Origin of the sequence: Roseburia rectibacter (genome assembly GCF_014287515.2) — a bacterium.
In the GTDB taxonomy this organism is placed as follows: domain Bacteria; phylum Bacillota; class Clostridia; order Lachnospirales; family Lachnospiraceae; genus Roseburia; species Roseburia rectibacter.
Window position 1 is genome coordinate 720068 of sequence record NZ_CP092473.1, and the last position, 22255, is coordinate 742322.

The window sequence follows — 22255 nt, forward strand, 5'->3', positions numbered from 1 at the left end:
AGTCAGAAGATGAACAAAAGATTAAAAGATAAAAAACTATTGTCTGGAATGATCGTTACCGGTGGATTTCTTATAATATTGGCGGGAGGTGCACTGACGCAGCAGACGGCATTAGGACAGAGTTATCAGAGTGTGTATATAGATGGAATATTTGTCGGTTATGTGGCAGAAAATGTCGATGTGAAGGAGGCAATCCGGAAGGCAAGAAGAGAACTGGCAGCAGAGTCAGAAAAACGTCTGTGTATGGATTATGAATGGTCAGTAAAGACAGAAAAGAAGCCGTTTGTGCATCTGGAAAAGAAAGAAGCATTAGAAGAGCAACTGAAAAATGTGCTGTCAGAAAAGACGATTGAGAGCAGAGAGCGTGCATATACAGTTGCGATCGGTTCCTACCGTGGGAATTTTACAACAATCGATGAAGTGACGGATTTTTTGAACCAGGTCAGAAAAAAAGCGGATGAAGAAGATGCGTATACAGTTACATACCAGTCGTTGGAAGGACAGATTGACGGAATATTAACGGCGGATCTGAAACAAAAAGAAAGCGAAGCCGATTTGGCAAAAGAAGGGGAAAAAGAAACACAGGATATACAGGCATCATCGCTTGCAGGTGTCTCATTAGAGTCGGCAACACAGCTTTTGGATGCTGTGACGTCGGATGCGGCGGATTTTTATGAAACAGGTGTCCTTGACATGGCATTTGTGGAAAATGTTGAGGTTTATGAAAATTACGTGCAGCCGGATGCATTTACTAATCCGGGTGATGCTGCTGCGGAAGTAACAAAAGAGAAAGAATCGAATAAAATATATGTAGTAGAGAGTGGTGACTGTCTCTCTGTGATCGCACTTGACCATGACACAAAAGTTACGGATATTATGGCATTAAACGGACTCGAAAATGCAGACGCACTGCGAGAAGGACAGGAGCTTATCATTGCGGTTCCGGAACCGGATTTAAAGATCAGGCTGACTGTAGGGGAAGTTTACGAGGAAGATTATGAGGAAGAACCTGTCATTATGGAAAATGATTCCTGGTATACCAATCAGGAGGAAGTTATAGAAGAAGGTGTGTCAGGACATCGTGAGAGAAATGATATCGTCGTATATGAAAACGGCTCTGAGGTAAGCAGGGAGCTGGCACACCAGAAAATCATGACGGCAGCGAAGGCAGCAGTTGTGGAACGGGGAACGATCGTACCACCGACATACATCAAACCGATTGCCGGCGGAAGATTTACATCGGGATTCGGAAGACGCTGGGGAAGAATGCATAAAGGTGTGGACTGGGCATGCCCGGTTGGAACAACCGTGTATGCGTCCTGTGCCGGAACTGTGATCCAGGCTTCTTATAATGGAGGATACGGTAACAATGTCGTGATCAGCCATGCAGATGGAAGACTGACACGTTATGCACATAACAGTAAACTGTTAGTGAAAGTTGGCCAGAAAGTGGAGCAGGGAGAACCGATCGCACTGAGTGGAAGCACCGGACGCTCCACAGGACCGCATGTGCATTTTGAAATCTATATCGGAGGCGCAGCAGTTAATCCACTGAAGTATATCAGTAACTGATAAAAATTGAATGTAAAGTGTGTGGAAATGCAGATTTTTTTGGGAATATCTGCATATTTACAACAAAATTGAAACTGTGATATAATTCTTGACAAAAGCACATAATAGCAACTATAATTATGTGTTTGTATGAAAAGGTTCATAGAGGTGTGATATGGAACAATATGTCATTAAAGGAGGCAATCCGTTAGTCGGTGAAGTGGAAATCGGCGGGGCAAAAAATGCTGCGCTTGCCATCATTTCTGCGGCAGTCATGACGGATGAGACCGTTACAATAGAAAATTTACCAAATGTCAGAGATATCAATGTGCTGTTAAATGCGATCAGTGATATCGGAGCGAAGGTAGACAGACTGGATACACATACGGTGAAAATGAACGGATCATTTATTCACAATCTGGTTGTGGACAATGAATATATCCGTAAGATAAGGGCATCCTATTATCTGCTTGGAGCTCTCCTTGGCAAGTATAAACATGCAGAGGTAGCTCTTCCGGGTGGCTGTGATATCGGAAGCCGTCCGTTTGACCTTCATCTGAAAGGATTCCGTGCATTAGGTGCGACAGTAGATATCCGGCATGGTCTTGTGGTTGCAGATGCAAAGCAGTTAAAAGGAACGCATATATATCTGGATAAGGTATCTGTCGGTGCAACGATTAACATTATGATGGCAGCAGCCATGGCAGAGGGAAAAACAACTTTGGAAAATGCTGCAAAGGAACCTCATGTTGTAGATGCAGCCAACTTTTTAAACAGCATGGGTGCTAATATCAGAGGTGCAGGTACGGATGTGATCCGTATCGTCGGAGTGGAGAAGCTGCATAAAACAGAGTATTCTATCATTCCGGATCAGATTGAAGCCGGAACATTTATGCTTGCTGCAGCAGCCACAAAGGGAGATATTACAGTAAAAAATGTAATTCCGAAGCACTTAGAAGCGATCAGCGCAAAACTGCTTGAGATCGGATGTGAGGTGGAGGAGTTTGATGATGCGGTACGCGTGGTATCTTCAAAACCATTGCATCATACACAGGTTACAACGCTTCCGTATCCGGGATTTCCAACGGATATGCAGCCACAGATCGCAGTGGTATTAGGTATTTCAGAGGGTACGAGTACCGTTACGGAAAGCATTTTTGAAAATCGTTTTAAATATGTGGGCGAGCTTGCGCGCATGGGTGCCAATTTTAAAGTCGAGAGCAATATAGCGATCATCGGCGGAGTTGACAATTATACCGGAGCACGTGTTAATGCACCGGATCTGCGGGCGGGAGCGGCTCTTGTGATCGCAGGGCTGGCAGCAGAAGGAATCACAGTGGTAGATGATATCTACTATATTGAACGTGGATATGAAGAATTTGAGAAAAAACTCGCATCACTGGGGGCTGTGATCGAGAAAGTAAGTACAGAGAAAGAGATTCAGAAGTTTACACTGAAAGTATCTTAGGAGTAGAGAAGGGCGTTTCCGGGTATAGGAGACGTCTTTTTTTGATTCATAGGAAATGAGGATAAAGATGAGAAAAATATTTCAAAAAGAACTGGATATGATACTTCACTGGAATCTCACGCTGGTTGGTGGATTCCTTGGAACTTATGCGATATTGCTGCATGCAGGAAATTTTGGATCTGCACAGACCGGAAACGTTATGGAGATGGCAGCGGCACTTACCGGTAAAGATTTTGCAGAAGTGGGAATAAGATTTCTGGCATTTCTTATTTTTGGCAGTGCGATCGTTATCTCCTATCTGCTGACGAATTTTACCAGACTGGATATGCGAAGGCTGGTACTCTGGGTAGATGCGGCAGGACTTACCGCAACAGCGGTCATGCCGGAGGGAATGTCTGCGGTTGTAAGTCTTTATCCGATATTTTTCTGTTCGGCATTCCAGTGGGGAAGTTATTCCGGTGCATCCGGGTATAACAGTGCAAGCATTTTTACCACGAATAATTTTAAGCAGTCGCTGCTTGCATGGACACAGTACATATTGACAAAGGATCCGGAATTTCGCAGAAAAGGAATCATGTATACCATGACAGTACTTTCTTTTTTTGCAGGTGCATGTATCGGATGTGTGTCTGTCTATGCATATGGTGTGTATGGCGCATTTGTGGGATTTGTTCCGTTGATTGCCGCACGTGTGTTTATGCATATTGGAAAGATACCGGTTTTGAATGGAACACCGGAAGAAATCGAAGAGGAAGCAGAAGAAGCGCTCGAAGAGGCAGCTCTGTTAGAAAACGATCAGAAAATATGATCGTTTTCTAAGGAGCCTCTTTGAGCGCTTCTTTTTGAAACTGCAGGTATATCCGAAAAATAGTGGATTCTATCTACAGCAATCAGTCCGCTTACAGAATACTCTGGATATGCAGATCAAGACGTGTAGACAAATCAATGCAGGAGTTATCGTTCAACTGTACGATCGGTCTTGCAAGATGCTGCTGGTTTAACATAACGATATTGGCACTCTGCCCGTTACTTAAAAGAACACGGTTGTTCTGATAAGTGGATGCGATATGCTGTAAAAAAGTCAGGATGAACTTTGGCTTATACTTCTGAAGACCTTCCTGTTCAAAACGCTCAATGACCTGAAATGGACAAAGAGGAGCACGGTAAGATCTTGCAGCAGTCATGGCATCATAAACATCAGCGATCGCAACGATCATTGAGCAGTCATCTAAGTCTTTCTGGATTGCTTTTAGCGGATAACCGGATCCATCACAACGCTCATGATGAAGCAGGGCAGCTTTTTTAATATGAGGATCGATCTGCAGCGGTTTTAATAATTCGTAGCCAAATTTTGTATGTCTTTTGACGAGATCAAATTCTTCGTCTGTATATTTGCCTGGTTTATTTAAAATATCATCCGGAATCTTTAATTTCCCGATATCATGCAAAAGACCACAGAGTGTTAAAGTGTCTAAAGTGTCAGCATCTACTTTCAGCCATTTACCGATACGCCGGCAGATCAGAGCTACATTTAAAGAATGTGCATAAGTGCTGTCATCGTAAGCACGCATATTGTGCAGCATATCAAAAAGCTCAAGTGATGTTTTACAGGAATTAAACAGTTTAACTGTCTGGTCAAGAAGATCATTTGTGTCAAGCGGCTGATCATGAAAAACATAGCCTTCCATGGAAAACTTTAAGGAGTTCAATACGAAAGAATGATCAAACTGGAATGTCTGAAATTCTTTCGAGGCTTTTACCTTCTGGGAATAAGCCGGAATAAAATGTGGTGTTTCCGGTTCTTTTGGTTCATCCGGATCTTCAATACCGACCTCTAAAACACAGTAAAAAGAAAGACGCATGATAAGTGGTCTTGTAAGTGTGACACCTTTATCAACGATCATCTGTCCGTTCTTTGTCAGAATCTGTTCGGCAGTAATCATGCCGGGTTCAAGTTTGTTGACTGTTACCTTTTTCATAAAAAACCCCATTTCATTCATGATAACAGAATGTCCGCGGAACATGCATTCTATTATATGTACGTTTATAATTAAGTATAGTATAGAATTTTCATATTTGAAAGTCAATCGGGTTTGTGCAAAAGGTTAAGAAATTATACCTTGACATTTTAGAAAAACAGGTGTATGTTAGTCACTGTGAGTTTTATAACTTAATAACTTTTAGAATTTTCTTATTCAGAGTGATGGAGATACAAAGGATCTGTGAAGTCACGGCAACCCCTCTACGGAAGGTGCCAACCTGAGCGAATTGTACGTTACAGTATATATGTTCGAACAATAAGAGGATTTGATGATTGATTTACAGATATCACTTCCACTTGTTTTTCGCAAGTGGATTTTTTTTTGCGAAAACGCAAAAAACACTATCAGAAAAAGGAGCAAAAGAATGGAAAAAAGATTATTTACATCAGAATCCGTAACAGAAGGACATCCTGACAAAGTCTGCGATGCAATCTCTGACGCAATCTTAGATGCATGTATGGCAGAAGATCCAATGAGCCGTGTTGCATGTGAAACCGCAAGCTGTACAGGTTTCGTTTTAGTAACCGGAGAGATCACCACAAAAGCACAGTTAGATATCCCGGCAATCGTTCGTAAAACGGTAAATGAGATCGGTTACAACGATGCCAAGACAGGATTTGACGGAAATACATGTGCAGTTATGGTAGCACTTGACCAGCAGTCACCGGATATTGCAATGGGTGTTGATAAAGCATTAGAAGCAAAAGAGGGTGCCCTGACAGATGATCTTGATACCGGAGCTGGTGATCAGGGTATGATGTTTGGTTATGCAACCAACGAGACACCGGAGTTAATGCCATATCCGATCTCTTTAGCACACAAACTGGCATTACAGCTCACAAAAGTAAGAAAAGACGGTACACTGACTTACTTAAGACCGGACGGAAAGACACAGGTTTCCGTAGAGTACGATGAGGCTGGAAAACCGGTACGTCTTGAGGCAGTTGTATTATCTACTCAGCATGATGATGATGTAACACAGGAGCAGATTCATGCAGACATCAAAAAATATGTTTTCGATCCGATCCTTCCGAAAGATATGATCGATGCAGATACCAAGTTCTTCATTAACCCGACCGGACGTTTTGTAATCGGCGGACCACACGGAGATGCAGGTTTAACAGGACGTAAGATCATCGTAGACACTTACGGCGGATATGCACGTCACGGCGGCGGAGCTTTCTCTGGAAAAGACTGCACAAAGGTTGACCGTTCTGCAGCATATGCAGCACGTTACGTTGCAAAGAACATCGTAGCAGCAGGTCTTGCAGAAAAATGTGAGATCCAGTTATCCTATGCGATCGGTGTTGCACAGCCGACATCCGTTATGGTAGATACTTTCGGAACAGGCAAATTATCCGATGAGAAGTTAGTTGAGATCATTCGTGAGAACTTCGACCTTCGTCCGGCAGGTATCATCAAGATGCTTGACTTAAGAAGACCGATCTACCGTGGAACAGCAGCTTACGGACATTTCGGACGTACAGACTTAGACCTTCCGTGGGAGGCAGTTGATAAGGCTGATACATTAAAGAAATATCTATAAGGAAATAAATTTCCTTGAAATAAATTTCCTCGAAATAAATTTCCTCGAAGATTTTAAGTGAAAAGACAGATCCGGTTTCACAAAAAGTTTAGACAATTTTATATAAAATAAATGGGATTTGTAATTTTTCATGTTATAATAGGTCATAAAGGTATTTTTATGAAATCATAAAGATGCTTTTATGACCATTTTTTATGGCAGGGAGATTACAATGAAACTGAAATCCAAAATTATTATTTCTTTTTGTATTATTATTTTTGTCCCGATCGTGCTGATGATGGCGGCACTTTTCAGTTTTCAGCGTATCCAGGTAAAAGCGATTGAGCAGACTTATGGGATCACGGAAAATAATTATAGTTATTTTTCAAATTCCATGCAGCTTCTGAGCCGCTTTACCAAAGAATGTTTCAAAGAACTGAAGGATACGGCGAAGGATGATCCGGCGCGGCTGGAAGATCAGGATTATTTAGATGAACTTAATCAGACTTTAGAGGAGAAGAGTTCTTATCTGATCGTAAGAAAAGATAAGGAGCTGATTTACATTGGCGAGGATGCAAGTATTTCACTTCTGACACAGCTGCCATCCTATGGGGATACTGTGAAAGATGAGGATGCCGGAACTTACATTGACGGTGATGAACAGGTACTGATCAAGCAGATCGATTTCCAGTTTCAGGATGGAAGTGCGGGAAGTGCATTTATCGTTACAATTTTAGAGGAGACTGTTCCTGAGGTAAAGAAACTGCTCATTGATGTATTAGTTTCCATTATTCTCATTCTTGTGCTGACAGCGACAATGTTAACCATCTGGATGTATACGAGCATGATCAATCCGATCAGAAAACTGCAGACGGCAGCACAGAATATCAAAGATGGTAATCTTGATTTCTCCGTGGAATCGGACAGCAAGGATGAGATCGGTGAACTCTGCAGATCGTTTGAGGAGATGCGTCTGCGCTTAAAAGACAATGCGGAGGAAAAGATCGAGGGTGAAAAAGAAAATAAGACACTGATCAGTAATATTGCGCATGATTTAAAGACACCGATCACAGCAGTAAAGGGATATGCGGAAGGACTTATGGATGGTGTAGCTGATACACCGGAGAAACGGGATAAATATATCCGCACGATCTATAATAAGGCAAACGAAATGGATACACTTTTAAATGAGTTGACATTGTATGCTAAAATTGATACAAATCGTATTCCATATAATTTTGCAAAAATTAACGTATCAGAATATTTTAATGACTGCGTAGAGGAGATCGGGCTTGACCTCGAGACAAGAAATATCAGGCTTGCTTATTTTAATTATGTGGATGAAAATGTTCTGATCATTGCAGATCCGGAGCAGCTCCGCCGTGTGATCCATAATATTATAGGTAATTCCATCAAGTATCTGGATAAACAGCAGGGATTTATCAATATCCGTATCAAAGATGTCGGTGACTTTATCCAGGTGGAGATCGAGGACAACGGCAGAGGTATCTCTGCAAGAGATCTGCCATATATTTTTGACCGCTTTTATCGTGCGGATGCGTCGCGTAATTCTGCAACCGGTGGCAGCGGTATCGGTTTGTCTATTGTAAAGAAGATCATAGAAGACCACGGTGGAAAGATCTGGGCAACCAGTAAGGAAGCCATCGGAACAGTTATGTATTTTGTAATTCGTAAATATCAGGAGGTACCAAATGAGTAAGGTTTTGATTATTGAAGACGAGGTAGCAATCGCAGATTTAGAGAAAGATTATTTGGAATTAAGTGGTTTTGAGGTTGAGATCGAGAATGACGGGGTGGTCGGGTTAAAACGTGCACTCTCGGAAGATTTTGATATGTATATCTTAGATCTGATGCTGCCGGGGATTGACGGATTTGAGATCTGTAAACAGATCAGAGAAGAAAAGAATACACCGATACTTATGGTATCTGCCAAAAAAGATGATATTGACAAGATCAGGGGACTCGGACTCGGTGCAGATGATTACATTACAAAGCCGTTTTCACCGAGTGAGCTTGTCGCACGGGTCAAAGCACATCTTGCCCGCTATGAACGGCTGATCGGAAGCAATATCGTGGAGAATGACGTCATTGAGATCCGTGGCATCCGTATTGATAAAACAGCGAGACGTGTCTGGGTGAATGGAGAAGAAAAGCAGTTTACGACCAAGGAGTTCGATCTTTTAACATTCTTAGCAGAGCATCCGAACCATGTGTTCACAAAGGAAGAACTTTTCCGTGAGATCTGGGATATGGAGTCGATCGGAGATATCGCAACCGTGACTGTGCATATCAAAAAGATCAGGGAAAAGATTGAGATGAATACCAATAAACCCCAGTATATAGAGACTATTTGGGGGGTAGGGTACCGCTTTAAACTATAGTTTGTGTCCCCAAATAGTCTCCGACTATTTGGGGTGTCGGATACCGCTTTAAACTATAGTTTGTGTCCCCAAATAGTCTCCGACTATTTGGGGAGTGGGGTACTACTTTAAATTGTAGTTTGTGAACATAATACCACAAGAAGATTCTGTTTTTATGGACAGGATCTTTTTGTGGTATTATGTTATTAAATAACAGATAAAAAATAACCGGAATGGAGAAAAAATGACAAAACAAAATATAGAAAATTCAGAAGAATTGGAATTTGCAATATTTTGTATTGAAAATGTTGCAGTTAAGCTGGGGGTAAATGCGCAGACAATATACAGTGCATTGACAGAGAAGAGCAGTATTTTGAATGATTATATAATTCCAGAATACGAAATAGGCTGTTAAGTGGTGTGGTAAATTTAAAAGACGCGGAAAACCTGGAATTGTTTCCGCATATGAATTTGACGAAAGTATAGAGCACAATCTAAATGTTTTGAAATTTGATTCATATTCTGAAGAATGGCTGGATTTTATATTAAACTGCAGAAGTAGAAGAGATGCCTCTGATTATGATATTGTTATAGGTGGTGCAGCGAATGATAAAGTTTTTAATACGGTAGTTGAACTATTTGCTAAAAAAACAGGAAAATCCGTTGATGCAGCCTTAAACTTTTTTTATCATTCCAAAGTATATGAGCTCATGAGTGAAGGAATTTCAGATATGCACTGCATGAGTGATGGATATCTGGCAGAGGAACTTGAACTGGAGTATAAAAAGGGTATATAATAAAGAAGTTCGGGCTCTGACAAAGTCAGTCATCCGGATGAAATAAAGGATAAGCGAGGAAACAAAAGATGGGTAACTATGAAAAACCAACTGTCATAGTGACAGGAGAAAATATAGAAGGTGTGTATCTTGCAAGCGGAGATCACCCGGAGCAGTGCAGATTTGGAAGAACAGAAGCATCGGCTGGTTCGGATGTATGTCAGGAATGTTCCAAGAGTGGCGGAAAGCGTTCCACTCCGCTGCCGGGAGAAGAGTCCGCAAGGAGAGAGGATTTTGTAAGCTGCGTGGATAATATGCCGGTCAAATAGTAGAAATGAGGAACAGTATGCAGCCAGCGATCATTTATGAAGATGAAGATATTATCGTCTGCAAAAAGCCGGCAGGCGTGGCAACACAGACAAAACGTATCGGACAGGCGGATATGGAGAGCCTGCTTAAAAACTACCGGGCATCCAAAGGAGAAACACCTTATATCGGTGTGGTGCACCGTCTGGACCAGCCGGTCGCAGGAGTCATGGTATTTGCTAAAAATAAAGAGGCAGCATCGGATTTGAGCCGTCAGATCAAAACAAAACTGACAGACAAATACTATTATGCCATGACGGACGGAGTGCCGGAAGAGAAAAAGGGAACCTTAGAGGATGATCTCTTACAGAATGGACAGACAAACACATCTGAGGTGGTAGAGAGAGGAACTTTGCAGGCAAAACATGCAAAACTTTCCTATGAAGTAATTGAGCAGAATGGGAGAAATGCCATTTTACGAATAAAGCTTGATACCGGACGTCATCATCAGATCCGCGTACAGCTTGCACATGCAGGAATGCCGATCGTCGGGGATAAAAAGTATAATTTCAAAGAAAATATTACCCCGTCAGGAAAACAGCTTGCACTATGTTCTTTCAAGATCGCATTCCGTCATCCAAAGACACATAGAAAACTGGAGTTTAAAATTGACAAGCCTTTTGGTTTATCATAAAATAAATCCAAAGGTTTTTAAAGAATAAGGAGATTTATCATGGCAAAGGACAAGAAGTTAGTAGAGGCAATCACTTCCATGGAGGAAGATTTTGCCCAGTGGTATACAGACGTGGTCAAAAAAGCGGAACTGATCGATTATTCATCCGTAAAGGGATGTATGATCCTTCGTCCGGCGGGTTACGCGATCTGGGAGAATATCCAGCATGAATTAGACCGCCGTTTCAAAGAGACAGGCGTTGAAAATGTATATTTACCGTTGTTTATCCCGGAGAGTCTGTTAGAGAAAGAAAAAGATCACGTGGAAGGGTTTGCACCGGAAGTTGCATGGGTTACTTACGGCGGCTTAAATCAGCTTCCGGAGCGTCTGTGTGTCAGACCGACTTCAGAGACATTGTTCTGTGATTTTTATAAAAATATTATCCAGTCTTACCGTGATCTGCCAAAGGTATATAACCAGTGGTGTTCTGTTGTAAGATGGGAGAAGGAAACACGTCCGTTCTTACGTTCCAGAGAGTTCTTATGGCAGGAGGGACATACCGCACATGCGACTGCAGAGGAAGCAGAGCAGAGAACCGTACAGATGTTAAATGTCTATGCGGATTTCTGTGAGGATGTACTTGCAATGCCGGTTATCCGTGGACAGAAGACAGAAAAAGAAAAATTCGCAGGCGCAGATGCAACTTACACGATCGAAGCGCTGATGCATGATGGAAAAGCATTGCAGTCAGGAACCAGCCATAACTTTGGCAATGGATTTGCAAAAGCATTTGGCATTCAGTACACTGATAAGGACAACAAACTTCAGTATGTATATCAGACATCCTGGGGTATGACAACACGTCTGATCGGTGCGATCATTATGGTACACGGAGATGATTCAGGACTTGTGCTGCCACCGCGTATTGCACCGGTACAGGCTATGGTCATCCCGATCCAGCAGCAGAAAGATGGTGTGCTTGACACCGCAAAAGAAGTCTGCGAGCGTATCGGAAAAGTCTGCCGTGCAAAACTTGATGATTCTGACAAGAGTCCGGGATGGAAATTCTCCGAGCAGGAGATGAGAGGTATTCCGGTTCGTATCGAACTTGGACCAAAGGATATTGCAGCAGGCAAATGTGTGATTGTGCGCCGTGATACCAGAGAGAAGATCGAGGTTGCATTAGATGAGCTTGAAGCAAAACTTCCGGAGTTATTAGAGCAGATCCAGAAAGATATGTTTGAGCGTGCAAAGGCACACAGAGATGCACATATCTGGGATGCACATAACTACGAAGAGTTTACAACAATCGCAAATGAGAAACCGGGCTTTATCCGTGCAATGTGGTGTGGAGATCAGGCATGTGAGGATAAGATCAAAGAAGATCTTGCAGTGACATCACGCTGTATGCCGTTTCATGATCAGGAACATATCTCAGATGTATGTGTATGCTGCGGAAAACCGGCTCACAAATTAGTATATTGGGGTAAAGCATACTAAAAAATAAAAACAGAACCGCAAAGTGATTCAGCGAATATAGACAGATTCGCTGAATCATACGGTTCTGTTTACTTTTAACATAAAATGGAAACGATTCCGGTAGCGTTTTTAAAATGGGATCATAAGACCTGCAGAAAGTACATGTAACACAAAATATTATTTTTTCAGGGGGATGGGAGAAGATGATAGAAAAGTATTATGATGGTGCGATAGAACAGGTGGCAGCCGGTTTGGGAACTGTGGAAAAGAACCATCTTCTGGTCAGATACAGTGGACAATTTTCCATAGAAGAATTAAGTTATACAGATCAGCTGGAGAAAATGGAGAATATTTTCGTACAGATGCACGAATTTGAACCGGGTGAGATCACCAGTGCATATGAGCCGTATCTTACCATGATCTGTGATGGCTTCAGGCGGTATATGACGGGTACATTCGAAGAATTTATGGAAGAATGTGATGTGTATTATCTGCACCGGCCGGTACTGCTTGGCTATTTTAACCGGGGATATGCAAAAAGGGAAGAGATCATTTTGCTCGATGAGGTGGCATATGAACAGGAGCGCATGCTAGCGGCACTTGAACGTATGCTGTATGCCATTGCAGACAGGCATCCGGTTCTTCTTATTTTGAACCGTTTTCAGCTGGCCTCAAAAAGTACGATGCAATTGACAGCGCGAATTTTAAAAGCCGAGAACAGCAATATAGGTCTTGTGCTTGGGGTCAGTGATATTCAGGCAATGCCGGAGTTTTTAGTGCCGGACTGGGAGATGCTTTACGAGACATTAGATGATGGCAGCAAGATTTACCATATCGGAAATTCCGGCAGGAAAAAAGAAGAAATCGCAGATGATGGAAAATATGCTGACTACGGAAGCGAAAAGGTCTACCGCAAACTGCAGAATATGGTGGAATTTCTTGATTTTGACCAGGCAGCATATTATCTGGAGGTTATAGAGCGAAAGATAAAATTTGATAATCTCTTTGTCGATGATCCTGCGCGTTTTCGCATGTGGCTTTTATTTGCAAAAGTTTCCATTTTAAGGAAGGATATTCCCAAAGCTCTTGAAATCTGCGAGGATTTAGAAAAAATTCATCTTGCCGGAAGGGAAGATGAGTGTGCATATGAGCAGGACTATCTGATCGCAACTGCGTATATGTATCAGGGAAAATTAAAAGAAGCCTTAGAGATGGCAGGCGAAACATATTGTATTGCAGAAAAAATATCGGATGATTACCGGAAGTTTTTATCCGAGTTACTCAAAACCCAGATACAGATGTCCGGCTGGTATAACATATTTTTCTGTGCGCAGGATGTAAAAATAGAGAAAAGCCTGACCGAAAATCTGATCCGCTACAATTACCGCAATCATCTGGCACATGTATATATTTATGCATATGACAATAAGCCGGAAATCGTCGAGAAGGCGAATCAGTCTGAAGAACTTCTGATCTACTTCAGCAAGGGAATACGTATTGCCAAAGAAATCGAAAATGAACATCTGATCAACACGGCATACCAGAAAAATATCATGCTTTCGTCGACAAATGGCATGTATGAAATTTCCCTGCTTTATTCGGTGCGCACGTATGAAGCATTGAAAGATAAAAGATCAATCCAGGCAGGCCGTATCTATTCGGGAATTGCATATAATTTATGTGCGATCGGTGAAAATGAACGTGCAATGGCGTATTACACGCATGCCATCCGTCTGTTTTATTATCTGAGGGAGCCGGGAGATATTGCAGAAGTGCAGTATAATATGTCTTTAAACTGCATTATGTGCGGTCAGTATGAAAAGGCGGAATTTTATCTGACACAGTGCATGAAGGCTGTGGAACGTCTGCATTTAAACAGTCTGAGGGTATGCAATCTGTCAAAATTATATGGACTTCTTGCACTTGTGTCTGTTTTAGAGGGCAACAGGTTTAATTGTGAGCGCTACTTAAATAATTGCAGACAGTTTTTAAATTACGTTATAGAAAAAGAAAAGATGGGAGATGGGTTTGGAACTGTCCATGATTATGCGAAAGTTGATGACGACATGTTTTTATATACATTTTCCCGCGGATTGCTTGCCGTATACGATAGAGATTATGAAAAAGCTGACTTAGATTATGAAAAAGCGGAGAATTATCTGAGATGCTCCGAGGGAAATCAGTTTTTCAGCTATGCACTTTTCCGGAAAAAGCGAATGGAGTGTTTCAATCATCTTGGAAATAAAAAAGGGGAAGTAAAACAAAAGAACATACTGGAGGAATACGAAAACAAACATTTTAACACTTATGGAAAGCTGGCAGAAAAAATTATGGATACCCTGCCGCCTTTAGATGATGAGGATGGGAAGAAGGAGATTTCCGTACAGGAATTAGATGCGCTTCTCTGGCAGGAAAGTATGGTGCTTGCTTATAAGAGTAAAAAACACCAGCTGGATTTTATTTTAACCTGGCAGAAACTGATCGACGTGACCGGAGTCAGTGCAGAAGAAATGATCGATGCGGTCATGAAAACGTTTTTAAATCATTTTAATGTGGATTGCGCGGTATATGCGCGCTGTATGGAGAGACAGACGCAGGTGTTATACAACAATACAGGGATAGAATTAAACGACGGGCAGACGGGCAGGATCATTGCTTCCCTGAAACGGAATCCGGGAGGTTATGCAATCTCGAAGATCAGCAGCAATTATAATGAGCACCAGGATATCACATCATTATTTGGTGAGGATGATGTGTGTTCTTTAGTGGCAGTACCGTATTTTAACAATTCAAAACTGGAAAATTTCCTGATCGCCTATGTGAGGATGAAGGATAACTGGCATTCTTCCGTAAACAGATATATGTTAGATGAAGATGACTTAAACATGTATCAGCTTTTGTTCCGGGAGGTAAAATATTCTTTGAACCGTCTGGACGCATATGATAAAATATACGAGATGAACAATAAACTTTATCTTTCTGCGGTTACAGACCAACTGACTGGAATTTACAACAGAGAAGGGTTTTACCGGAGAATCAAAGCCCTGATGGATGAATTCCTGGGAGGAAAACGAAAACCGGAACTGGGACTGATGTTTATTGATCTCGATAATTTTAAACATTATAATGATACTTACGGTCATGATGTCGGAGATCTGGTTTTAAAGGAAATGGCAGACATTTTCTCGGGTCTGTGTGAAAAACAGGGATTTGTATGCCGCTACGGCGGGGATGAATACATTATCGTATTTTTTACTGCAGACGAAGAAAAACTTACAGAGACAGCAGAGCTGATCTATAAAAAGATCGATCAGGCAGACGGTTTTGAAGGAGCGATTTCTGAGAAACTGAAAAAACAGATTTCTATCAAAAAAGAGCAGCGTATTTCCTGTTCCATTGGAATCGTGTCGGCGAAAGACGTTCATGACGAGGAAGAAATCAACCAGATGATCAAGCGGGCGGATGATCTGCTCTATTCGATCAAGACAACAAAAAAGGGAACTTACCGTATATGAAAATCGTTTTGCCGGAAAAAGTAAAATTTATCATAGAAACATTAGAAGAACATGGCTATGAAGCGTATGCAGTCGGCGGCTGTGTGCGCGACACCATGTTACACCGCACACCGGGGGACTGGGATATCACGACACAGGCGAAACCGGAGCAGGTTAAAGAAATATTTGCCGAAAAAAAGATCCATACCATTGATACCGGGATACAGCATGGAACAGTCACCGTGATGGTGGAACATGAGGGATTTGAAGTGACAACTTACCGGATCGACGGTGAATATGAGGATGCAAGACACCCGAAAAACGTGCAGTTCACGGCGAGTCTGCTGGAAGATTTAAAACGGCGTGATTTTACAATCAATGCCATGGCATATAATGACAAAAACGGTCTGGTCGATGCATTTGACGGTGTGGGTGATTTAGAGCGGGGCGTGATACGATGCGTGGGATGTGCCACAGAGCGTTTTTCGGAAGATGCGCTTAGGATGCTTCGTGCCGTGCGTTTTGCTGCACAGCTTGGATTTGCGATTGAGGAAGAGACAAAAAAGGCGATGGTAAAACTTGCACCGAATATTGCAAAAGTCAGTGCGGAACGGGTACAGACCGAACTGGTAAAATTAATTACTTCTGCGCATCCGGGCGAGATCAAAACAGCATGGGAGACAGGTCTTACAGCAGTATTTCTGCCGGAGTTTGACCGTATGATGGAGACGCCGCAGAACACAAAGCATCATTGTTATTCGGTCGGGGAACACACTGTGGCAGCCTTAAATCATATTGTGGGAGATAAGGTGCTGCGCCTTACAATGTTGTTACACGATGTGGCAAAACCTGCGTGCAGGACCACGGATGAGTCTGGCAGCGATCATTTTTACGGACATCCGAAGGAAGGCAGTGAGATCGCACGAAAGATCCTGCGCCGGTTAAAGTTTGACAATGATACGACGGATAAGGTGTGCCGTCTGGTGTGCTGGCATGATGATAATCCGCCTCTTTCAGAGAAAAATATTAGAAGAGCAGTAAGCAGGATCGGAGTGGAACAGTATCCGGCATTGTTTGCGGTAAAACGTGCAGATATCCTGGCACAGAGCGAATACCAGAGGGGAGAAAAGTTAGCATACGTGGATGGATATGAGGCATTATACCGGGATATTTTAGAAAAAAATCAGTGCCTTACGATACGGGACCTGGCAGTCAATGGAAGTGACCTGATCGCTGCCGGGATGAAACCGGGAAAAGAGATCGGGGAAACATTAAAAGGTCTTTTGGAACTGGTGCTTGATGAACCGGAGCTGAATACAAAAGAAAGACTATTGGAGAGAATCTGTAGTCATGAATGAACAAACCCTCTCATATGATGAAGAGACACGGTGGTAAGACCGTAATCAATCATATGGGGGGCGTTTTTTTGTATAATCGACCGGAACAGGTATTAGAACAATACGAACTGGAAGTAAAATCCATCTCAAGAGGACGGGACAGCTATCAGTGTGATACCGAACAGGGACCAAAAATATTGCGTGAATACAGAGGTTCGAAAGAACGGGCAGAGTTTTTAGCAGATATGCTGGATCATCTTGATAGACAGGGAAGAACTGTGGAAACGATAATGCGCACAAAAGAGGGCGAGCCGTTTTCTGTGAATGAGGAGGAAACAAAATACATATTATATCAGGCGTATCCGGGTGCAGAATGTGATACGAAAAACAGGTCAGATATGTTTAGCGCAGTAAAAGAACTTGCGCTGCTGCATCAGTCTGCACAGAATTATGAGGGCAGTGTACCGGAGTTTTTACGATCGGGACAGAACAGTCTGTTAATGCTTTATGAAAAAAGAAACCGTGAGTTAAACAAAGTAAAGAATTATATCCGTGCAAAAAAGAAAAAAAATGATTTTGAGATGATGTTTGCGGTCTGGTATCCGGAATATGTGAAAAAAGCGAAAGAGACAACGGATATTTTAAAGGATCTTGGACGGCAGGAGAAACTGATCGGATTCTGTCATGGTGACTATAACCAGCACAATGTTATTTTCTCACAGGATGGAATTGCAGTCGTTCATTTTGAAAATTTCCTGTATCAGGAGAGAGTCGGGGATCTTGCAAACTTTATCCGGAAAATGATGGAAAAGAATAACTGGAATGCAGGACTTGGCATGGATCTGATACGTAATTATGACCGGGTAAAAAAGCTGTCGCCGGAAGAACTGAAATATCTGTATGTTTATCTTGCATATCCGGAAAAATTCTGGAAGATCGCAAACCGTTATTATAATTCACATAAAGCATGGCTGTCAGGGAGAAATATAGAAAAATTAGAGAAAGTTATTGCGCAGGAAGATGCAAGGGAACAGTTTTTACAGATGCTCTTCCACTTTACCGTGTAGATAGTTTGCGGTATAATTATTTGCACAATATTTTAGAAAGCAGGAGAGCACATGAAGATAAAATACAGGATTATTTTGCTGCTTGCAGCAATGATCATGCTGTTTAGTGCATGCGGAAAGAAGAATACGGTTGTGACCGGGCGTTATTATTACCCGGATCAGGAGAAAGATGCCAAAACGGAGGATGTTTCGGATGATGCAAATGAGTCGGTGGAGGCAACCGGGGAAGATGTGGTCGGAACAGACCAGTTCCTGATCAGATCGAATGATATGCAGGCAGAATGTCTGACATTAGAGCAGATCGCATCCGGTAAAGAATATGTGTATTATTACACAATCGCAACCAGATTTCTCGATAAATATGGAAACCGCACAGCGGTGTCTTATTTTGAACCCGGCAGAGTGATCACGGTGGGAGAAAAAGATGATCAGGGAAAGATCACGCAGGTGCAGATTTCCGATGCTGTCTGGGAATATCCGGATGTATCACGTTATTCGGTGGATATGGATCGGAGGATTTTTAAGATCGGAGATGAACGGTATTCCTATGATGCAGATCTTTATATCTGTGAAGATGATGTGAGAAAGCAGTTATCAGATCTGTCCGATTTAGATACACTGCGGGTGACCGGTATAGGAAAAAAATGATCTCCATTGTTGTCACAACCGGACATGGGGAACTTGCGCTGACGAATACAGAACTTTTTGAGGGAAGTTTTATCCAGATCGGAAGCAAAATATTTGCGGAAGTGACCAAAGATATGACGATGGAACTGCCGGCAGGAACTTATACTGTGACTGTGGCAAATAACGGATATGGCGGAAGTACAGATCTTACGATCGAGAGCGGACAGAAAGAGACACTTGATCTTAACACTTTAAAGGGTGAGGGACCAAAGTTTGGAAATATTTTATTTGCTGTGGATGTGGAGGATGCGATCATTCAGATTGATGGAAAAGTGATCGACACCGAGGAGGCAGTTCCGATCCAGTATGGAGTGCACAGTCTTGCTGTTACAGCTCCCGGATATGATACTTACAATAAGAAGCTGTTTGTTAATTCAAAAGAGGCAACGATCGTGATCGGAATGTCCGGTGATGGAAGTGGAACAGAAAGCACTGCGGAAGAGACAGAAACAGAAAAAACAGCGGATTCCGTGACGAACGAAACAGATACTACGACAGATGGAGCGGCAGGGAGCCTTGCGGGAAGTCTTGCAGGAAGCCATACAGCTGGGGAAAGCAGCGGAACAACTGCCGGAACTTCTGTGGGAAGCAGCACTGGAACCTCGACGGGGGATTCACTGGAAAACAGCAGCGGAATTTTGACGGATGGGACTTCGGGAACCGGCACCGGGGATGGCACATCAACGGGCAGCAGTACGGATTATCTCTCTACTCTGTCAGAACTTTTGTCAACGTTATCCGGAAACAGTAATTAAAAAGGACAGAATTGTACAAATTTAGCATGGAATAGTACTTGAAAAACAAGTTTGTTATCGCTAATATAAAGACAGAATCATAAGTATGGGAGGAAAGAAAAATGGGATACAAAGAAAATTATGAGAGCTGGCTGAATAATCCTTACTTTGATGAGGATACCAGAAATGAACTGAAAAATATTGCGGGAAACGAAAAAGAGATCGAAGACCGTTTTTATATGGATCTGGAATTCGGTACGGCAGGACTCCGTGGTGTGATCGGAGCCGGAACCAACCGTATGAATATTTACACCGTACGCAAGGCTACACAGGGACTTGCAAATTATATCAGCAAGGTAAACGGGCAGAAGCGCGGAGTTGCGATCGCCTATGATTCCCGCCACATGTCACCGGAATTTGCAGATGAAGCAGCACTCTGCCTGGCAGCAAACGGAATCAAAGCATATGTATTTGAATCTTTAAGACCAACCCCGGAACTTTCCTATGCAGTACGTAAATTAGGCTGTATTGCCGGAATCAATGTGACAGCAAGCCACAATCCACCGGAGTACAATGGATATAAAGTATACTGGGAGGATGGTGCACAGATCACACCTCCGCATGATACCGGAATCATGGATGAAGTAAAAAAAGTAACCGATTATGCAACAGTAAAGACCATGCCGCTTGATGAGGCAAAAGCAGCAGGACTTTATCAGGTGATCGGAGCAGATATCGACGATCCTTACATTGCTGAATTAAAGAAACTGGTTCTGCATCAGGACTGCATTGATAAAGTGGGCGGAGAGTTAAAGATCGTTTATACACCATTACATGGAACAGGAAATATTCCGGTACGCCGTGTATTAAAAGAGCTTGGCTTCAAAAATGTATATGTTGTTCCGGAGCAGGAGCTGCCGGATGGTGATTTTCCGACGGTAAGTTATCCGAACCCGGAAGCAGCAGAAGCATTTGAACTTGGACTTGCCCTTGGCAAAAAAGTAGATGCAGACTTAATTCTTGCGACAGATCCGGATGCAGACCGTCTCGGTGTGTATGTAAAGGACAGCAAAACAGGAGAATATCACAGCTTAACCGGTAATATGTCAGGATGCCTGATCGGTGATTATGTGATCGGACAGCGCAAAGAGCGTGACGGAAGCCTTCCGGCTGACGGTGCATTTATCCGTTCTATCGTTTCTACGAATATGGCAGATGCGATCGCTGACTATTATGGAATCGAGCTGGTAGAAGTGCTGACCGGATTTAAATTTATCGGTCAGAAGATCTTGGAATTTGAGAAAACAGGAAAAGGAACCTATCTGTTTGGTATGGAAGAAAGCTATGGCTGTCTGACAGGAACCTATGCGAGAGATAAAGATGCGATCGTAGCATCCATGACACTCTGTGAAGCAGCCGCTTACTATAAGACAAAGAACATGACATTGTGGGATGCAATGCTTGCAATGTATGAGAGATACGGCTATTACAAAGATGATGTGACATCCATCACCTTAAAAGGTATCGAGGGTCTTGCAAAGATTCAGGAGATCATGAATACACTGCGTGATCAGGCACCACAGGAGATCGGTGATTATAAAGTGACTGCAATCCGCGACTATAAGAAAGACACTGTTACAGATCTTGCAACCGGTAAGGTTACACCGACAGGACTTCCATCTTCTAACGTTCTTTACTACGAGATGACAGATGGTGCGTGGGTATGTGTAAGACCATCCGGTACAGAGCCGAAAGTAAAATTTTATCTGGGTGTAAAGGGAACTTCCCTTGCAGATGCTGACAAAAAATCATCCGATTTATCAAAAGCAGTACATGCGATGATCGATAAAATGCTTTAATCATAATCCTGAACGGAAAATGTATGTAAAAATGCCCATATTTAGGGGATTTTCCTTGACAACAGAAGTAAAAACAAGTATAAATAATGAAGTAGGTATTACAGTGTACGGATATCCGTCAGGGATTGGTGCATCAGAAGACCGCAAAATTAAATTTACTGTGAAAATCCAGAGGAGGAATTTTTAACATGAACAAAGCAGAATTAGTTGCAGCAATGGCTGAGAAAACTGAATTAAGCAAAAAAGACGCAGAAGCAGCATTAAAAGCTTTCACAGACGTTGTAGCTGAAGAATTAAAAAAAGGTGAGAAGATCCAGTTAGTTGGATTCGGAACATTTGAAGTATCTGAGAGAGCAGAGAGAACAGGAAGAAACCCACAGAGCGGTAAAGAGATGGTTATTCCGGCTTCTAAAGCTCCAAAATTCAAAGCTGGTAAGGCTTTAAAAGATATGGTTAACGCATAATCATAACAGAAAAGATTCTAAGCGGGTTCCGGTTGCGGAATCCGCTTTTTAATGTAATAGGAAATTCCCTATTACACAAAAGGCCCTCCGGGCGGGATGCGCATCTCGCGGAGAAGAAGTTAGCTGTAAACAGCACCACTCGAGCGCGAAAGAGTCGCAAGCGGCTCTTTGTTCATTGCATTTTATGAATAAGAGGAGGATTATATAATGAGACTTGATAAATTTTTAAAGGTATCCCGTCTGATCAAACGCCGTACGGTGGCAAATGAAGCGTGCGATGCAGGAAGGGTATCGGTAAATGGAAAACCGGCAAAGGCATCGGTTAATGTCAAAGTCGGAGATATCATTGAGATCGCATTTGGAACGTGGATAGGTTACAATTAACTGGACAGATTTTTTAAGGTCATATAAT

At 42.3% G+C, this 22255-nt stretch carries 19 protein-coding genes, 2 pseudogenes and 1 riboswitch; of the genes and pseudogenes, 20 read left to right on the forward strand and 1 reads right to left on the reverse strand.

The annotated features are described in order from the left end of the window. Positions 1–9 precede the first annotated feature (9 nt). The 3 genes from H8S51_RS03425 to H8S51_RS03435 all read left to right on the forward strand — a co-directional run bounded on the left by H8S51_RS03425 (position 10) and on the right by H8S51_RS03435 (position 3827). Positions 10–1572, forward strand: a complete 1563-nt coding sequence (locus tag H8S51_RS03425) for a M23 family metallopeptidase (protein WP_118209870.1) — start codon at positions 10–12, stop codon at positions 1570–1572. 154 nt (positions 1573–1726) lie between these two features. Further along, positions 1727–3019: a UDP-N-acetylglucosamine 1-carboxyvinyltransferase gene (locus H8S51_RS03430; protein WP_117919919.1), complete on the forward strand. Its 1293-nt coding sequence runs from the start codon at positions 1727–1729 to the stop codon at positions 3017–3019. Positions 3020–3086: 67 nt separating this feature from the next. Then, the gene (locus H8S51_RS03435; RefSeq protein WP_186899318.1) at positions 3087–3827 is read left to right on the forward strand and encodes a YoaK family protein; all 741 of its coding nucleotides are present in this window, start codon (positions 3087–3089) and stop codon (positions 3825–3827) included. A gap of 91 nt (positions 3828–3918) precedes the next feature. Here the strand turns inward: H8S51_RS03435 and H8S51_RS03440 are convergent, their stop codons facing one another. Beyond that, positions 3919–4998: an HD-GYP domain-containing protein gene (locus H8S51_RS03440; protein ID WP_241070871.1), complete on the reverse strand. Its 1080-nt coding sequence runs from the start codon at positions 4996–4998 to the stop codon at positions 3919–3921. Positions 4999–5207: 209 nt separating this feature from the next. Then, positions 5208–5323, forward strand: a riboswitch (SAM riboswitch). A gap of 102 nt (positions 5324–5425) precedes the next feature. On the opposite strand from H8S51_RS03440, the gene metK reads away from it, so the two are divergent. The 17 genes and pseudogenes from metK to H8S51_RS03525 all read left to right on the forward strand — a co-directional run. Then, entirely contained in the window at positions 5426–6607 is a 1182-nt protein-coding gene (gene metK, locus H8S51_RS03445; protein WP_186899319.1) for a methionine adenosyltransferase, read from the forward strand. A gap of 211 nt (positions 6608–6818) precedes the next feature. Further along, positions 6819–8306 carry a sensor histidine kinase gene (locus H8S51_RS03450; protein ID WP_117919925.1) on the forward strand — a complete coding sequence of 496 codons (1488 nt, stop codon included), beginning with the start codon at positions 6819–6821 and terminating at the stop codon, positions 8304–8306. Beyond that, complete coding sequence (locus H8S51_RS03455; protein WP_117919927.1) at positions 8299–8988, forward strand: response regulator transcription factor; 690 nt, start codon at positions 8299–8301, stop codon at positions 8986–8988. Before H8S51_RS03450 ends, H8S51_RS03455 begins: the two co-directional genes overlap by 8 nt. Before the next feature lie 223 nt (positions 8989–9211). After that, on the forward strand, positions 9212–9382 hold the full coding sequence (locus H8S51_RS03460) for a DUF3791 domain-containing protein (RefSeq protein WP_186899320.1): 171 nt from the start codon (positions 9212–9214) through the stop codon (positions 9380–9382). 37 nt (positions 9383–9419) lie between these two features. Next, a pseudogene (locus tag H8S51_RS18370) lies at positions 9420–9560 on the forward strand (DUF3990 domain-containing protein); the annotation flags it as partial. Continuing rightward, positions 9552–9764: a DUF3791 domain-containing protein gene (locus tag H8S51_RS18375; RefSeq protein ID WP_241071000.1), complete on the forward strand. Its 213-nt coding sequence runs from the start codon at positions 9552–9554 to the stop codon at positions 9762–9764. The pseudogene H8S51_RS18370 and the gene H8S51_RS18375, both read left to right, overlap by 9 nt. Before the next feature lie 68 nt (positions 9765–9832). Then, positions 9833–10072, forward strand: coding sequence for a hypothetical protein (locus H8S51_RS03475; protein WP_117919931.1), 240 nt, complete (start codon positions 9833–9835; stop codon positions 10070–10072). Positions 10073–10077: 5 nt separating this feature from the next. Further along, positions 10078–10743 carry an RluA family pseudouridine synthase gene (locus tag H8S51_RS03480; protein WP_186899321.1) on the forward strand — a complete coding sequence of 222 codons (666 nt, stop codon included), beginning with the start codon at positions 10078–10080 and terminating at the stop codon, positions 10741–10743. A gap of 39 nt (positions 10744–10782) precedes the next feature. Continuing rightward, entirely contained in the window at positions 10783–12222 is a 1440-nt protein-coding gene (gene proS, locus H8S51_RS03485; RefSeq protein WP_117919934.1) for a proline--tRNA ligase, read from the forward strand. A 182-nt stretch (positions 12223–12404) separates the two neighbouring features. Continuing rightward, positions 12405–15716 carry a GGDEF domain-containing protein gene (locus H8S51_RS03490; RefSeq protein WP_186899322.1) on the forward strand — a complete coding sequence of 1104 codons (3312 nt, stop codon included), beginning with the start codon at positions 12405–12407 and terminating at the stop codon, positions 15714–15716. Next, the gene (locus tag H8S51_RS03495) at positions 15713–17053 is read left to right on the forward strand and encodes a CCA tRNA nucleotidyltransferase (protein ID WP_186899323.1); all 1341 of its coding nucleotides are present in this window, start codon (positions 15713–15715) and stop codon (positions 17051–17053) included. The genes H8S51_RS03490 and H8S51_RS03495 overlap by 4 nt, the downstream gene beginning before the upstream one ends. Positions 17054–17121: 68 nt before the next feature. Beyond that, a complete protein-coding gene (locus tag H8S51_RS03500; protein ID WP_241070873.1) occupies positions 17122–18099 on the forward strand; it encodes a CotS family spore coat protein in 978 nt (325 codons plus the stop codon). A gap of 51 nt (positions 18100–18150) precedes the next feature. Then, entirely contained in the window at positions 18151–18747 is a 597-nt protein-coding gene (locus H8S51_RS03505) for a hypothetical protein (RefSeq protein ID WP_241070874.1), read from the forward strand. Continuing rightward, positions 18744–19541, forward strand: coding sequence for a hypothetical protein (locus H8S51_RS03510; RefSeq protein ID WP_241070875.1), 798 nt, complete (start codon positions 18744–18746; stop codon positions 19539–19541). Before H8S51_RS03505 ends, H8S51_RS03510 begins: the two co-directional genes overlap by 4 nt. A 101-nt stretch (positions 19542–19642) precedes the next feature. After that, entirely contained in the window at positions 19643–21379 is a 1737-nt protein-coding gene (locus H8S51_RS03515) for a phospho-sugar mutase (RefSeq protein ID WP_117919942.1), read from the forward strand. A 188-nt stretch (positions 21380–21567) separates the two neighbouring features. Further along, a complete protein-coding gene (locus H8S51_RS03520) occupies positions 21568–21843 on the forward strand; it encodes an HU family DNA-binding protein (RefSeq protein ID WP_006856310.1) in 276 nt (91 codons plus the stop codon). 207 nt (positions 21844–22050) lie between these two features. Continuing rightward, a pseudogene (locus tag H8S51_RS03525) lies at positions 22051–22209 on the forward strand (RNA-binding S4 domain-containing protein); the annotation flags it as partial. Between the last annotated feature and the right edge of the window lie 46 nt (positions 22210–22255).

Bases quoted from the DNA above. Each gene is read 5' to 3' on its own strand.
- H8S51_RS03520 (WP_006856310.1), top strand. From the start codon at position 21,568: ATGAACAAAGCAGAATTAGTTGCAGCAATGGCTGAGAAAACTGAATTA.
- H8S51_RS03440 (WP_241070871.1), bottom strand. From the start codon at position 4,998: ATGAAAAAGGTAACAGTCAACAAACTTGAACCCGGCATGATTACTGCC.
- H8S51_RS03510 (WP_241070875.1), top strand. From the start codon at position 18,744: ATGATCTCCATTGTTGTCACAACCGGACATGGGGAACTTGCGCTGACG.
- H8S51_RS03495 (WP_186899323.1), top strand. From the start codon at position 15,713: ATGAAAATCGTTTTGCCGGAAAAAGTAAAATTTATCATAGAAACATTA.
- H8S51_RS03435 (WP_186899318.1), top strand. From the start codon at position 3,087: ATGAGAAAAATATTTCAAAAAGAACTGGATATGATACTTCACTGGAAT.
- proS (WP_117919934.1), top strand. From the start codon at position 10,783: ATGGCAAAGGACAAGAAGTTAGTAGAGGCAATCACTTCCATGGAGGAA.
- H8S51_RS03455 (WP_117919927.1), top strand. From the start codon at position 8,299: ATGAGTAAGGTTTTGATTATTGAAGACGAGGTAGCAATCGCAGATTTA.
- metK (WP_186899319.1), top strand. From the start codon at position 5,426: ATGGAAAAAAGATTATTTACATCAGAATCCGTAACAGAAGGACATCCT.
- H8S51_RS03450 (WP_117919925.1), top strand. From the start codon at position 6,819: ATGAAACTGAAATCCAAAATTATTATTTCTTTTTGTATTATTATTTTT.
- H8S51_RS03460 (WP_186899320.1), top strand. From the start codon at position 9,212: ATGACAAAACAAAATATAGAAAATTCAGAAGAATTGGAATTTGCAATA.
- H8S51_RS03490 (WP_186899322.1), top strand. From the start codon at position 12,405: ATGATAGAAAAGTATTATGATGGTGCGATAGAACAGGTGGCAGCCGGT.
- H8S51_RS03480 (WP_186899321.1), top strand. From the start codon at position 10,078: ATGAGGAACAGTATGCAGCCAGCGATCATTTATGAAGATGAAGATATT.
- H8S51_RS03475 (WP_117919931.1), top strand. From the start codon at position 9,833: ATGGGTAACTATGAAAAACCAACTGTCATAGTGACAGGAGAAAATATA.
- H8S51_RS03505 (WP_241070874.1), top strand. From the start codon at position 18,151: ATGAAGATAAAATACAGGATTATTTTGCTGCTTGCAGCAATGATCATG.
- H8S51_RS03430 (WP_117919919.1), top strand. From the start codon at position 1,727: ATGGAACAATATGTCATTAAAGGAGGCAATCCGTTAGTCGGTGAAGTG.
- H8S51_RS03515 (WP_117919942.1), top strand. From the start codon at position 19,643: ATGGGATACAAAGAAAATTATGAGAGCTGGCTGAATAATCCTTACTTT.
- H8S51_RS03425 (WP_118209870.1), top strand. From the start codon at position 10: ATGAACAAAAGATTAAAAGATAAAAAACTATTGTCTGGAATGATCGTT.